The sequence below is a fragment of the Acinetobacter sp. Ac_5812 genome, from assembly GCF_013072695.1.
Lineage (GTDB): Bacteria > Pseudomonadota > Gammaproteobacteria > Pseudomonadales > Moraxellaceae > Acinetobacter.
In genome coordinates, this window is record NZ_LXUK01000022.1 from 625097 (window position 1) to 638454 (window position 13358).

Genomic DNA, 13358 nt, shown 5'->3' on the forward strand with positions numbered 1-13358 from the left:
TTAAATAAAAATTAAAAATTTGAATTTATAAAAACAGGACATGATTTGGAGGACGATAAGGTAACTGATAAATGCCTAAAGTCAGTTGATCTTCATAGGCTGAATTTGCTGTTTTAATTGATTGTATGCTTCGTTCAATGGAATGATGGCTGTGTTCAAATGTTGCAGCGACACAACACAGACTCTTTTGACAGTGTGATGTATCCATTTTGCCACTGTCCATAGTGTCATGCTTAGTCATCGCGGACATTCCACAATCTGACATTGCAGCATGATTTGAAATGACTTGCTCTACGACAGGTTGATTCACTTCAGACACAGCCATTGCATAGCTATTGGTGATAAAACACATAGCAATCAGCAATGAAATGAGGCTTCGAATGAAAATTGGCATAGGCGAAATGATCAAATATACAATCCGTGTATAAATCTCAAAATAAACTAATCACAGCACGTAAAGCAAGTTGATCTGAATAAATATGATCTAAAAAGCTGTAAATTCCGCTTTCTTTAGCTTTTTTTTGCATAAGTAAATCATTATTCATCACAACGAGTTATCTAAAAAAAGCATAAGATATGCTGATTTTTGCATAATTAGGCATATTGTCGATGTTTGGTCCTATAGAATTTATTATGGCTGGGGTATTGGTTGGCTTCTGTGTCGGTATCACAGGTGTCGGTGGTGGTTCATTAATGACCCCAATACTGATTAGTCTATTTAAGATCGAACCACATATCGCCATTGGTACTGATCTACTTTATGCCTCGATTTCTAAATTCTGTGGTTCAGTCGTTCATGCCAAAAAACTGAATATTGTCTGGCCAATTGTACTTTGGCTGTCTTTGGGAAGTATTCCTGCCTCATTCGCAACCTCTTGGGTGCTTGAACATTATTTAAGTCAATCAACACATTACAAAGCTGTTCTGACCATGGTCTTGGGCTTTATGTTGACCTTGACTGGTATATCAATTGTGTTCCGCACACAAATTGAAAAGTTCTTTGACAAATTTCGTAACCGTGAACAAGCGGATATGGAAAGTGAACAACATGCATTGCAACACAAACGTCATTACATTGTGATTATGGGTATTGTACTCGGTATCTTTGTGACTTTGTCTTCTGTTGGTGCAGGTGCTTTCGGTATCATGGCCTTAGTGCTTATGTTCCCGAATCTTCCTATGATCCGTATTATTGGTTCAGATGTGGTACATGCGGTATTACTGACAGCAGTTGCTGGCCTAAGCCATATGTCTTCGGGCAATGTCGACTTTACCCTGTTAATGTGGTTGTTGGTGGGCTCAATTCCAGCCATTATTGTCGGTACACTCATCAGCTCACGTATGCCAGAACGATTGATCCGTAAAATTCTAGGCATTACCTTATTTGCCTTAGGTGTAAACTTTATGGTGAACCCAATTAAGGCGAAACCAAAACCTGTTGAAACACACCAAGCTGTTGTTGTTCAGCAAACAAAGTACGTAACAACAACTGTTTAAGCGTTACAATGCCGATTATTTCTACATAAATTATGCTTTTCACTAGTTAATCAATCGGCATTTCATGCTATATTCGTAGACAAAATAACCTTTTCTTTCGATTGAATTTGTGACAGCAATGAATACTCTACAGTCAAATCCAGTTTCTCAGCCAGATATCGACGACGTTAATATTAAAAGCATTCAAACTTTGATTACCCCAGCAGAACTTAAAGCTGACCTCCCTTTATCTGATGCTGCTTCTCAAACTGTGTTACAAGGACGTGCAACTGTACGTAACATTTTAGATGGCAACGACAAACGCTTGTTTGTGGTGATTGGCCCTTGTTCGATTCACGATCCTAAAGCTGCCCATGAATATGCTGACCGTCTGAAAGTGCTCAGCGAAAAAGTAAAAGACACTTTATATCTGGTGATGCGTGTTTATTTTGAAAAGCCGCGTACCACAGTTGGTTGGAAAGGTTTAATCAACGACCCTGACATGAATGACTCTTTCAATATTGAAAAAGGCTTGCATATCGGTCGTGGCTTATTAATTGATTTGAATGAAAAAGGTTTGCCATGTGCCACTGAAGCACTTGATCCAAACTCACCACAATACTATCAAGATTTGATTTCATGGTCAGCGATTGGTGCACGTACCACAGAAAGCCAAACTCACCGCGAAATGTCATCAGGCTTATCATCTCCTGTTGGCTTCAAAAACGGTACCGATGGTGGCTTAACAGTAGCAACCAATGCGATGCAATCTGTTAAACATGGTCACAGTTTCTTGGGCCTGAATGAAAATGGTCAAGTTGCGATTATCAATACCAAAGGCAACCCTTATGCACACGTGGTATTACGTGGTGGTAATGGCAAGCCAAACTATGACGCAACGTCAGTTGCAGAAGCGGAAGCCGCTTTGGCAAAAGCTAAAGTCAGCAACAAGATCATGATTGATACCAGTCATGCCAACTCAAACAAAGACCCGTACTTACAGCCTTTGGTTTTGAAAAATATCACAGAACAAATCCTTGATGGCAACAAATCAATCGTTGGGATCATGGTGGAAAGTCACTTAAAAGGTGGTCGTCAGGATATTCCTGAAAACCTGTGTGATCTTGAATACGGTAAGTCAGTGACCGATGGCTGTATTGATTGGGAAACCACAGAAAAAGCATTACTCGAAATGCATGAAGCATTGCAAGATGTATTAGCAACGCGTTAATTCAATCTTTACAAAAAAACAGGCTCTTATGAGCCTGTTTTTTTTGTTTGTCGATTCGATTAACTTGCACAAACGTACAATACAGCGCATAGCGCTTTGCCCTATTTTGATCATCCTTTGTTATTGATTCATTTAGGTTGAGCATGGAAATTTTTCTTTATACCTTAAGTGTGATGTACAGCCCTGGTCCTGTGAACTTTATGGGATTAAATGCGGGTCTAACAGGACAGTTCTCTCGAACATTGGGCTTTTTTGCAGGTGTGGGTTGTTCCATGCTGATGCTATTTGTTGTATTTGGCTATGCAGGTGCAGCATTGATTCCCCATGCGTATTTGCATTTTATTGCCTTGATCGGGGCGCTTTATACCTTTTATATCGCCTATAAAATGATGACAGCGCATACTGAATTAAAAACAGATCAAACCCAACACAAAAGCCTCAATTTTTGGAATGGTTTCTGGATTCAAAGTCTGAATCCTAAAGCGATTTTGGTGATTTTACCTGTGACCACCATTATGTACCCTGCTGCACATATCACTGGTAGCTTGATTCTCATTGTTTCATTACTCATTTCTCTTGGTGCAGCGGGTGCTCCGTTGCTTTATTCATTTGCTGGATCAGTAATTGGCAAAAAATTGAGTAATCCAATTTGGCTCAATCATCTAAATAAAATACTGGGTATCTTCCTAATTATTTCAGGTCTATTTATGTTGAGTGATTTCTTAAAAGGTATGCATCTTATTTAGAGCTTTTTTAGTTGCAAACACAGCTTATTTCTGACGTGTATAAATCTGTTTCCATCTTGCTGGGGTAATCCCAAAAGCTTTGCTAAAATGCCGAGTCATATGGCTCTGATCAAAAAAACCAGCAATGATGGCAGCCTGCGTCAGCGACTCTCCGTACATCAGACATCTTTTCACGATATCTAGCCGACGCATAGTCATATAACGATGCGGACTGGTGCCGAATAGCAATCGAAAATCTCGAGAAAGACTCCAACGATCACGCTGTATATTCTGTTCTAAATCATCCAAACTAATGTTCTGATCTAGTGAAGCATGAATAAATTCTCGGGCTTTTTCAGCCGCAATATAATCATAACGCTGCCTTGAACGTGGCGCATGACCTGAGACTTCATACAAAGTTGTTGCCAAGTCATACAACGCATCTTCTTCTTCTAGAATATCCAATGGATCATGCATGTTTTGTAATAGTGTATGAGTAACACGATAAAGCCGTGGATCATCACTCAGCCCATGTTTGAAAAAAGGCAGCGGTTTGCCTTTCATGATTTTTTGAATCAATGCAGGTTCAACATACATCATTCGGTAGTGAAAGCCTTCTTGAGTCCCCGCACTGCCATCATGCTTTTCATCTGGATGTAACACCATGGTCATGCCATGCTGACTATGTCGGACTTCACCACGATAATGAAAGCTTTGTACACCAGACAAGGTACGACCAATCGCAAAGGTATCATGTTGGTGTGGTTCATATGCATGATCAGAAAAGAAAGCTTCTATTCTTTCCAAGCGATCACTCTCAGAAGCCCGAACAATCCAATCGGACTGATTTGCTATTTTTGACACGCTGATCTGCCTATAAAATATTGAATTCAGCAGTCTCAGAATACCTTAATTTTGCTTTGATCTATAAGTCATTTTTTGATTATACTGCTGCCTCATTTCTCCTACGACGTATCGCTGATATGAAGTCCAGTTTTCGTCAACATTTGCTTAAGTGGCGTGCCTATTTCGGCGCGGTTACTTTGCTGTGTTTACTCTGGCATATCTTCTTACCAACGATGGTTCATACAGGCGTCGTACCTGCACTTTATGCAATGCCAAGCCATTGCCAAGTCACAGAAATTCAAAATGTCTCGTTGATGTCACAGACGCATTCAAGTCATCATCAACACAGCATGCATGACATGCATCACGGACCGCAGCTACAACATGCCAAACATGCTCAGCTGAGTGAATATGCTCAACATGTGTATGCATTGGCCAGCCAAATTATGAAGCATTGTCCTCTCTGCTCACATGGTCTAGATGCCGCTGCGATCGTGCCGCTGATTGCATTCATTATTATATTTCTACTGGCTTGGTTCAGTCGCGTTCGCTGCCTGTGCCATACGTGGACAGAAGATCTGCACATCGCCCGTATCTTCTATATTTTTCCAATCAAACAAGCCCCGCCACTCGCTTTATAAAACGCAAATTTTACTTCGTACCCCGTAAATGACGGCGGTGCGTTCTCGTTTATTGCTTTTTATAGAGTTCAAAATGAATACTCCATTCCGTTTGTCTGCACTTGCGGCTGCGTGCCTGTCTGTTGGCTATAGCTCGGTTGTTCTTGCAGAAACTGTACCCTCTGATGCGACCAAAACCTTAGCCACCATCGTTGTGACCGCAAGTCGTGAAGGTGAATCGATTAATAATACCCCTGCTGCGATCAGTAAAATTAACAGCAAGGACATTGAAGATAAGCATGCAACGTTTATTGGACAGGCGCTGAATCAAACCCCAGGTGTATTAATGAATGACTTGGGTAATGAACAGCATATGATGTCCATTCGCCAGCCCATTACTACAGCAGCTGTTTATCAATATTTAGAAGATGGGATTTCAATTCGTCCCGTGGGCGTGTTTAACCACAATGCCTTATATGAAGTGAATTTGGCGGGTATTGATAGCATCGAAATTTTACGCGGTCCTGCCAGTAGCTTATATGGCAGCAATGCCATTGGTGGAACCATTAATTTCCTCAGCAAAGCTCCAAGTGCGACAGCAACAGCAGATCTGGGCATCAGTGCCAGTTCTGAGGGATATCGCCGTGTCGATGTGGGTGCATCGAATACCTTTGATAGCGAATGGGGCGAGCATGGTTTAAGACTTTCAGCCTATGCCAGTGATCGTGGTGATAGCTGGCAAGACCATGCTGAAAGCAACAAGCAAAGCATAACGCTCAGACACGATTGGCGCATCTCTGATGCCACACAGATCAAAAATATCATCAGCTATAACCATTTAAAAGCAGATATGACCGGTAGCTTAAATCTGGATGATTATCGCAAGCGCCCGGGATACAGCTACCAAACCTTTACCTATCGTGAAGTCGATACCACAAGGCTTTCTTCTCAAATTAGTCATCAATGGAATGATCAACAACAAAGCCAAGTTACCTTGTATTATCGTGATAATACGACCGAACAGAATCCAAGTTATAACATCCGCACCGATATTCAAAATGGCAAATCAACTGGCACTTATAGTGGACAAACCACCTATAACGCCTTTCAGTCTTATGGCTTAAATGCTCAGCATTCAGCTACATTTGATCAGGTCAAACTGATTATTGGTGCGATGGCTGAACACTCTCCCAACCAAGCCAAAACCAATGATATTCAAGTTTTCCGTGATCCGAACACTTTGGTTTATACCGGTTATCAACAACGCCAACGCCTACGAGATTTTAATGTTGACGTCAATAATCAGGCCGTCTATGCGCAAGCCAATTGGCAAGTTTTACCGACTTTAAATTTAGTCGGTGGTGCACGTTATGACTGGATTGGTTATGACTATGAAAATAAATTAACCCCATCAAAAATTACAGGTGCACCGAATGAGAAACGTGATTTTCATAAGGCCAGCCCTCAACTCGGTTTTGTCTGGAACATAACGCCAGCAATTGACCTGTATAGCAATTGGTCACAGGGCTTTGTCCCACCCGAAGTCAGCAGTTTATATGGTGCAAATCTGGTCACGCCAGACCTAAAGGAAGCCACATTTAATAATATCGATGCAGGTCTGCGTTTTAAATTATTCGATGATCGCTTAGACGGTGAAATCACGCTATATCGCTTAGAAGGCGAAGATGAAGTGATGAGCTATACCAAGCCAGACAATACCCGTGAACCACGCAATACGGGTAAAACTTTACATCAAGGCATTGAAATTGGGGGAACTTGGAAGCTCAGTGAGCTTTATAATCAGCGCTTAAAACTCTCAGGCAGTATTGCCAAACATGAATATAAGCTGTTTCAACCTTCCAGCGTTTTAGATTACAGCGGCAACACCATGCCAAGCGCGCCTAAAACATTTGGCACGCTTGAATACCAGATCAAGCCAATACCTGAACTATTGCTCTCTGCGGAAGCAGTATATGTCGGTTCTTACTGGATTAATGATGCCAATACGGAAAAGTATGATGGCCATACTTTGCTGAATCTACGTGCCAATTACCGTAGAAATGCCTATGAAATTTTTGGACAAATCCTGAATGCCACAGATAAGCATTATGCGGAAAGTACTTCATTTAGTAATAATCAGGCCAGCTATACACCTGCTGCACCACGCACCTATTTATTAGGCTTAAGTTACCACTTTGGGAAATAAGCCATGAATGCCAGACAACTTAAACAACGACTGTCTTTACACCGTTGTTTTGGGATGGTGTTCGGCATTCTCGTTTTACTTTGGTCTTTAACAGGTGTGTTGCATCCAATCATGAGTGCAACACAACCTCAACCTGTGAAACGAATGCCCCCATCTCAACAATTGGATTTAACACATGCCTTAGCAGCGTCTGATGTTTTAAAGCAACATCAGATAGCACAGTTTTCAGCATTACAGGTGATTGAATTAGCACCTCAGCAGATTGCCTATCGCGTATTACAACCAAATCAAAAGATTGCGGAATATTATGATAGTCAGACAGGTCAATTGCTAATTGATGCAGAACGGCAAGATGCTCAACGTTTAGCACTTTGGTATACAGGCTTATCGCAACAGGACATTGTATCCAGTCAAATCATCACCGCATTCAGTGATGATTATCCGAGTGTCAATCGCTTACTGCCTGTTTGGCGTGTTGATTTCAAAAATGGTTTACGGGCTTATGTTGATCCTTCACAAGCACGACTGGCCACGCTCTCCAATGATCAAAAGATGTGGATGGCAAAAATCTTCCGCTTAGGTCATACCTGGACATGGAGTGATCAAGCTTGGACAGGTCAAACTATTCTCATGCAACTGGCTTTGATTGGCATACTGTGCATGATTTTTATGGGCATTGGTTTATTCTTTAACATTCACAATCGAAGTAATCACCGCCTAGGGCAAAAACCAATTCGTTTTCTGCACCGCTATTTAGGCATCAGTTTAAGCGTCTTTATTCTGCTTTGGGTGATCAGTGGTTTCTATCATCTTTGGCAGAAAAAACCTGATATTAAAAACATTCAACCTGTTTTTCATACTGCAGATTTAAGTACCGAAGCATGGCAGCAGGTCACTGCACAGCCCATTCAGCGTCTGGATCTCGTTCCAACTACCTTTAGCCATACACATACTCCTGCAGCTTGGATGATTCAAGCCATCGGACAAAGCCCTTTACAAGGCAGCATGACGGCGGCAACGAAGCAGCATGATCATCACACGACTAAAACAGTAGTTCCCGCGATTCAGTTTGTAGATGCTGGTAATGGTGAACTGATTGATATTCTTAAACAAAGTAAACAATTGGCTGCAAGTTATTTAGGATTACCACCTGAACAAGTTCAACAGGCCGCATGGGTGACCAGCTTTGGAGGCGAATATGGGTTTATCAACAAGCGTCTGCCCGTGATTAAGGTTGAAACGCAGTTAGAGAATCAACTCAGACTGTATATTGAGCCCAGCAGTGGCGTAATTGCAGCTCAGGTCACGCAACAAGATGCTTTAGAAGGATTTAGTTTTGCTTATCTACATAAATGGACATGGTTGCCAATAGATAAAACGCTTCGGGATATTATCCTAGGTACGATTGCTGGGTTGGTTGCTTTACTCGCTGTGCTTGGTTTCCTGGTTCAATTGCGCAAACGCTAACATCACTCAAAGTGATCCTTCTGTTTGCAGGAGGATCACCCCACATCAAGTGGTCAATTTTTTAAATAATATAGAATGAAGCAATCACAGCACTGAGAATCACACCAGTTTCAGCCAACTCAATCGCAGCACCCACCGTATCGCCGGTAATCCCGCCAATACGTTTAATAAATACAGAACGCAAATAGAAAAGCATCAGTAAAAAAACCAATAGTGCGACTAAACCCAACCATTTAAATATACAAAGCAATGCAATTGTAATGACAAAAACCATCCAAAGTTGCTTTTTTGGCATAAAATCAGTTATAGAACGCCCTAAACCTTGAGCACGCATATAAGGTGTGGTAAGAAAGAGAAATAGCGGTACACTGCGCCCAAGCATAGGCAAGACAATTAAAAAGACAGCCATCTGTTGTTCAAGCAAAACGTATACGGCCACAAATTTTAGTAAGCAGACGACGATTAAACTCAACACCCCGATTGGACCACAAGCAGGGTCTTTCATGATTTTCAGGGTTCGTTCAGGATCACCAAATCCACCGACCCATGCGTCTGCTGTATCCGCTAAACCATCGAGATGTAATCCACCTGTCAGCCAAATCCAGAGTATGAGGATCAGCGCCGCGCTCAAGATGGTCGGAAGCTTTACCAACAGCATTGCTGAGGCAAATAAAATCATTCCAAGCAACAAGCCAACCAAAGGATAAAATAGTAATGCCTGACCATTCTGCTTGGCACTTGGCATTGTTTTGAGCTCAATCGGTAAAACGGTCAAAAACTGCAAGGCAATCCAAAAAGGTGTCATGCAACCTCTCAATCACATCTGGTTCATCGTGCATGGATTATGAAGAAATAAAATTGGGAATAGCAAGCTATTCCCAAATGAAAAGATCGAATATCTTAGATTATTGAATTTGATAACATTGTTTAAGCTTTAAATAATCATAATAAAAACTGTTATTGCTATAACGTGCATAGTTACAACTCGACTTAAACAAGGTTTCTTTCTCGTTATAGAACATTTTCAGCAAGGTTGTGCCTTGCTTATCTTGATAAATATCCCACTGTAGATTTGCTGCCATCGGTGACACCGTCTCACCACGCCAAGCGCTGGTGTTATAGCTATAAGTTTGACGTAACGGTAACGGCTGCATCATGTTATGCAACTCTAAACTGGTCGCCAAAGGAATAATGATTTCAGCATGAGCAAAACGTAATACTGCACGATGTGACTGCTGTTTATCCACAATCGCATCGACCTGTTTAAATAAATCCTGTTTTAAACCTTGGGCAATAGCACTGGTGACATTCTTCGATTCAGTAAAACTTGGGCCTTTGCTATAAAAATCATTGGCATCGTTAAATTCAGCATAGAACTTTGCTGCATCTACAGGCATATACTGATCAAAATCAGTCCCTTTCAGTTCAGTTTTCATACCGCCTGAAATCGAATACAACTCATAGATATAGGCCGCTGCATCCACAGCACTGGCAATACTATTTTTTCCCTTTCCTTTTTCAGTAATGGTTTCACCTTTAGGTGACGTGACGCTATAAGAGCCGGTATTGCTAAATACATATCCCGTTGTTCCCAGTTTCTTAATAAATTCAGGCTTAAAAAGCGGATTCAACACGCTCATCGCCACCTGTTCAGCGCGGCTATTTTTCACAAGCTCATTTAATTTATTGACCAAATCTGCATCATCCTCTTCAAAATGCTGATAGGCTTGGCTGGCATCGTAAATCGCCTGTTGTTGTACGGATAAAGGCTGTGCTAAATCTTGCTCTTTGTTCAAACTATGAAAATAAAGCTTAAAACGATCTACCCCACCATCTTCAATCGATGGCACACTACTACTGGCTAAACTGGTGTAAGAGACTGGAGAAATGTGTGTCTTCAATTGTGGCTGCTGTTGAATCAATTCTGCAGTAAAAAACTTGGCACTATCTACGGCACGATCCACACCTGAACTTTGCACTAAAATTGATGATGATTGCTGTGCTGCACTTTGGAACAAAGTTGGAAGTCGTTGCAATAAACGATCCGCAATACCGCGATGCTCCTGAATACCTTGCATGCTTTCATTGCCATAGCCAAACTGACGGATGCCATCCACACCATAACCTAGAAGAATATTGGCCCTCATCATGCTTTCCAAATCTGCCCCCAGCTTTTCGCCTAAAGGGGTAAGTGCATTTTCAGCTTTGGCCTGTTTCCACAGGTTATACAGCGCTAAATCATATTTGATGCTGGATAAGCCCCGTGAACCATGACGTGCAACCAGTTCTGTAAATACAGGCTGAAAACCTTGCGGAATGGCTTCATATTTTTTGAGATCTTGTTGCGGTTGGTATGGGGTTTTGGTCTGATAGTATTTTGATGCAGTATTGGTTTCTGGCGGATTTTGCGATTCTACTTGATTGTCGTTATTACATGCCGCCAATACAATGCTTGCGCATAACACACTGCTTTTTAATAATATATTCATGAATGATTTGCTTATAGGTTAAGAAATGCCCTGTATCATAGGCAGTGGTAATGACAGTTCGATTACAACACCCAAGCAAATACTGGAAATAGAATAAGATTTTATCGCTGCTAAGTTGCTGTCTTTTCAGCAAAATGAATTTTATTTTCAACTTGAGTTAGGTTTAAAGCATATAACTTTCCTAACTCTGCGGGCATGGTTAATAGATCATCCAGTTTTTGCTGACGTGCCAAACAAGTCAGTAACTTAATCACCCCACCATGCGTCACAATCAACGCCCTATTCCAATGATGCTGCTGCATTTGAACATAAATTTCATTAAAACCATGCATGACACGTTGCTGGAATTGATTCAACGACTCCCCATTGGGTGCATGATATCGGGTTGGAAATTGCCAGAAATTTGCCAATAGCTCAGGTGCTGCTTCATAAATGGTTTGAGTGGCAATACCTTCCCAATCGCCAAAATACATTTCCTTAATTTCAGCATTGAGTAACAAGGGTAATTCAAGTTGTTTGGCTAATGCTGCCGCAAATTTTTGGCAGCGTTGCAAAGGTGAACTGATGATCACATCCCATTGTACTTGAGCAGCAAGATGCTGCTCAACGGTAGATTGCATTTGTAACCAACCTTGTTCTGTAAGTGCATCATCCAGATGCCCACGCAAGGTATGGCTCAGTGCTGTTTCCCCATGCCGCAGTAAATCAAGGTGCAACTTTATCACCCGTAACTGCAGCTTCGGCAAAGGTGGCCATTTGATTGTGTAAGACACAAGCCAGTTGTAACACGGACAAGGCAGCTCCTGCTCCACTGCCTTCTCCCAAACGCAAATTCATATTTAAAATAGGCTGAGCGTCTAAGGCTTTTAGCACACGCTGATGACCATATTCAGCCGATTGATGTCCAAACAACATCCATGCATGACTTTGTGGTTGCATACGTACCGCACACAAGGCTGCAACCGAGCTAATAAAACCATCCACTACAATTGGCAAACCGATTTGCGCGCAGCGGATATAAGCGCCTGTCATGGCCGCAATTTCTAGACCACCGACAGCTGCCAGAATTTTTAAGGCATCATCCGCCACATTCTGTTGATGTAGCTTCACCGCTTGATCAATGACAGCGATCTTATGTTGTAGTTGTTGGTTATTAATTCCTGTCCCCACACCCGTCAGTTGTGCAGCACCTTCATGCAACAACAAACAGGCCAGTGCTGAAGCTGAACAGGTATTTCCTATCCCCATTTCCCCTGCAATAAAAATATCAGCAGCTTGAGCTTTGGCGCGATCAACGCTGTCTTTACCCAGTTGTAGAGCCGCTAAGCATTCCTGTTCCGTCATTGCCGCTTGTTGGGCAAAATTAGCGGTGCCTGCACGAATACAATGACGCTCAACCCCAACATAATCATAGACATCACCCACAGTACCACAATCAACTACCTGTAAATGTGCATGATGATGTTTGGCAATCACACTGATCGCTGCACCACCTGAGGCAAAATTTTGCAGCATTTGACGGGTCACGGCTTGCGGATAAGCCGAAATATTTTCGGCCACAACACCATGATCACCCGCAAAAATGGTAATCCAAGGCTGCTGAATCTGTGGATATACCGTGCCTTGTAAGCCCGCCAATTGAATGGCAAGCTGCTCTAGCTGCCCCAAAGCGCCTGTGGGTTTGGTCAATTGCAGTTGACGCTGTTCAGCTTGTTGTTTCGCATCAAAATCTGGTTGCTGTACTGCTGCTAAAAACCATTGCGCTTGTTCAGTCATGTTATTTCTCATCTTTTAAAATCATTGGAAAGCCTGCCACACAAAACATGACTTTATCGGCGAGTTGCCCCAAGGTCTGATGCAAACGCCCTGCTTCATCGACAAAACGACGGCTGATTTCCCCCATCGGTACCACTCCAAGCCCAGTTTCATTACTGACCAAAATAATTTGAGAGTGTAGCTGTGGTAAGACCTCGAATAGTTTTTGCATCTGGTGTTGCTGTAAGCTTGGGTCTTCAGCCAACAACAGATTACTGAGCCACAAGGTCAAGCAATCGACCAAAATCAGCTGATTGGCTTGATCGCATTGCAAGAGTCGATCTGCCAGATAAATCGGTTCTTCAAGCACTTGCCAATGGGTTGGACGTTGCCGTTGATGATGCGCAATACGCTGCTGCATTTCTTCATCTAAGGCCTGCGCCGTTGCAATATAAATGACAGATAAACCCGTCTCTTTGGCGGTTTGTTCTGCCAAACGACTTTTACCTGAGCGCGCCCCACCTAAAATTAGTTGCAACATAT

The 13358-nt window shown here is 42.1% G+C and carries 13 protein-coding genes; 6 read left to right on the top strand and 7 right to left on the bottom strand.

The window, feature by feature from the left end:
- Positions 1-25: 25 nt before the first annotated feature.
- A complete protein-coding gene (locus A7P55_RS16435) occupies positions 26-394 on the bottom strand; it encodes a hypothetical protein (protein WP_171552934.1) in 369 nt (122 codons plus the stop codon).
- A 215-nt stretch (positions 395-609) separates the two neighbouring features.
- Between A7P55_RS16435 and A7P55_RS16440 the strand changes: the two genes are divergently transcribed.
- The 3 genes from A7P55_RS16440 to A7P55_RS16450 all read left to right on the top strand — a co-directional run bounded on the left by A7P55_RS16440 (position 610) and on the right by A7P55_RS16450 (position 3453).
- Complete coding sequence (locus A7P55_RS16440) at positions 610-1497, top strand: sulfite exporter TauE/SafE family protein (protein ID WP_171552935.1); 888 nt, start codon at positions 610-612, stop codon at positions 1495-1497.
- Positions 1498-1615: 118 nt separating this feature from the next.
- Positions 1616-2707, top strand: coding sequence for a 3-deoxy-7-phosphoheptulonate synthase (locus A7P55_RS16445; RefSeq protein WP_171552936.1), 1092 nt, complete (start codon positions 1616-1618; stop codon positions 2705-2707).
- Between the two features lie 143 nt (positions 2708-2850).
- Positions 2851-3453 carry a LysE family transporter gene (locus A7P55_RS16450; protein WP_171552937.1) on the top strand — a complete coding sequence of 201 codons (603 nt, stop codon included), beginning with the start codon at positions 2851-2853 and terminating at the stop codon, positions 3451-3453.
- Between the two features lie 24 nt (positions 3454-3477).
- Here A7P55_RS16450 and A7P55_RS16455 read toward each other — a convergent pair whose 3' ends face one another.
- Positions 3478-4296 (bottom strand): AraC family transcriptional regulator, encoded by an 819-nt coding sequence (locus tag A7P55_RS16455; RefSeq protein ID WP_065343886.1) that lies wholly within the window; start codon positions 4294-4296, stop codon positions 3478-3480.
- Between the two features lie 119 nt (positions 4297-4415).
- Here A7P55_RS16455 and A7P55_RS16460 point away from each other — a divergent pair, with 119 nt between their 5' ends.
- The 3 genes from A7P55_RS16460 (at position 4416) to A7P55_RS16470 (ending at position 8571) form a co-directional block, all read left to right on the top strand.
- On the top strand, positions 4416-4919 hold the full coding sequence (locus A7P55_RS16460) for a hypothetical protein (RefSeq protein WP_171552938.1): 504 nt from the start codon (positions 4416-4418) through the stop codon (positions 4917-4919).
- Between the two features lie 73 nt (positions 4920-4992).
- Positions 4993-7104: a TonB-dependent receptor gene (locus A7P55_RS16465; protein WP_171552939.1), complete on the top strand. Its 2112-nt coding sequence runs from the start codon at positions 4993-4995 to the stop codon at positions 7102-7104.
- 3 nt (positions 7105-7107) lie between these two features.
- Positions 7108-8571 carry a PepSY domain-containing protein gene (locus A7P55_RS16470; RefSeq protein ID WP_171552940.1) on the top strand — a complete coding sequence of 488 codons (1464 nt, stop codon included), beginning with the start codon at positions 7108-7110 and terminating at the stop codon, positions 8569-8571.
- 61 nt (positions 8572-8632) lie between these two features.
- On the opposite strand, the gene A7P55_RS16475 is transcribed toward A7P55_RS16470, so the two are convergent.
- The 5 genes from A7P55_RS16475 to cobU form a co-directional block, all read right to left on the bottom strand.
- Complete coding sequence (locus A7P55_RS16475; protein WP_171552941.1) at positions 8633-9376, bottom strand: adenosylcobinamide-GDP ribazoletransferase; 744 nt, start codon at positions 9374-9376, stop codon at positions 8633-8635.
- Positions 9377-9476: 100 nt separating this feature from the next.
- The gene (locus A7P55_RS16480; protein WP_171552942.1) at positions 9477-11060 is read right to left on the bottom strand and encodes a histidine-type phosphatase; all 1584 of its coding nucleotides are present in this window, start codon (positions 11058-11060) and stop codon (positions 9477-9479) included.
- Positions 11061-11170: 110 nt separating this feature from the next.
- A complete protein-coding gene (locus A7P55_RS16485) occupies positions 11171-11776 on the bottom strand; it encodes a histidine phosphatase family protein (protein WP_171553277.1) in 606 nt (201 codons plus the stop codon).
- Complete coding sequence (cobT, locus tag A7P55_RS16490) at positions 11766-12836, bottom strand: nicotinate-nucleotide--dimethylbenzimidazole phosphoribosyltransferase (protein WP_171552943.1); 1071 nt, start codon at positions 12834-12836, stop codon at positions 11766-11768. The genes A7P55_RS16485 and cobT overlap by 11 nt, the downstream gene beginning before the upstream one ends.
- A gap of 1 nt (position 12837) precedes the next feature.
- Positions 12838-13356 (bottom strand): bifunctional adenosylcobinamide kinase/adenosylcobinamide-phosphate guanylyltransferase, encoded by a 519-nt coding sequence (gene cobU, locus A7P55_RS16495; protein ID WP_171552944.1) that lies wholly within the window; start codon positions 13354-13356, stop codon positions 12838-12840.
- Positions 13357-13358: the final 2 nt, after the last annotated feature.

Coding starts and splice junctions, on each gene's coding strand:
- A7P55_RS16435 (WP_171552934.1), bottom strand. CDS start 394: ATGCCAATTTTCATTCGAAGCCTCATTTCATTGCTGATTGCTATGTGT.
- A7P55_RS16440 (WP_171552935.1), top strand. CDS start 610: ATGTTTGGTCCTATAGAATTTATTATGGCTGGGGTATTGGTTGGCTTC.
- A7P55_RS16445 (WP_171552936.1), top strand. CDS start 1,616: ATGAATACTCTACAGTCAAATCCAGTTTCTCAGCCAGATATCGACGAC.
- A7P55_RS16450 (WP_171552937.1), top strand. CDS start 2,851: ATGGAAATTTTTCTTTATACCTTAAGTGTGATGTACAGCCCTGGTCCT.
- A7P55_RS16460 (WP_171552938.1), top strand. CDS start 4,416: ATGAAGTCCAGTTTTCGTCAACATTTGCTTAAGTGGCGTGCCTATTTC.
- A7P55_RS16465 (WP_171552939.1), top strand. CDS start 4,993: ATGAATACTCCATTCCGTTTGTCTGCACTTGCGGCTGCGTGCCTGTCT.
- A7P55_RS16470 (WP_171552940.1), top strand. CDS start 7,108: ATGAATGCCAGACAACTTAAACAACGACTGTCTTTACACCGTTGTTTT.
- A7P55_RS16475 (WP_171552941.1), bottom strand. CDS start 9,376: ATGACACCTTTTTGGATTGCCTTGCAGTTTTTGACCGTTTTACCGATT.
- A7P55_RS16480 (WP_171552942.1), bottom strand. CDS start 11,060: ATGAATATATTATTAAAAAGCAGTGTGTTATGCGCAAGCATTGTATTG.
- cobT (WP_171552943.1), bottom strand. CDS start 12,836: ATGACTGAACAAGCGCAATGGTTTTTAGCAGCAGTACAGCAACCAGAT.
- cobU (WP_171552944.1), bottom strand. CDS start 13,356: ATGTTGCAACTAATTTTAGGTGGGGCGCGCTCAGGTAAAAGTCGTTTG.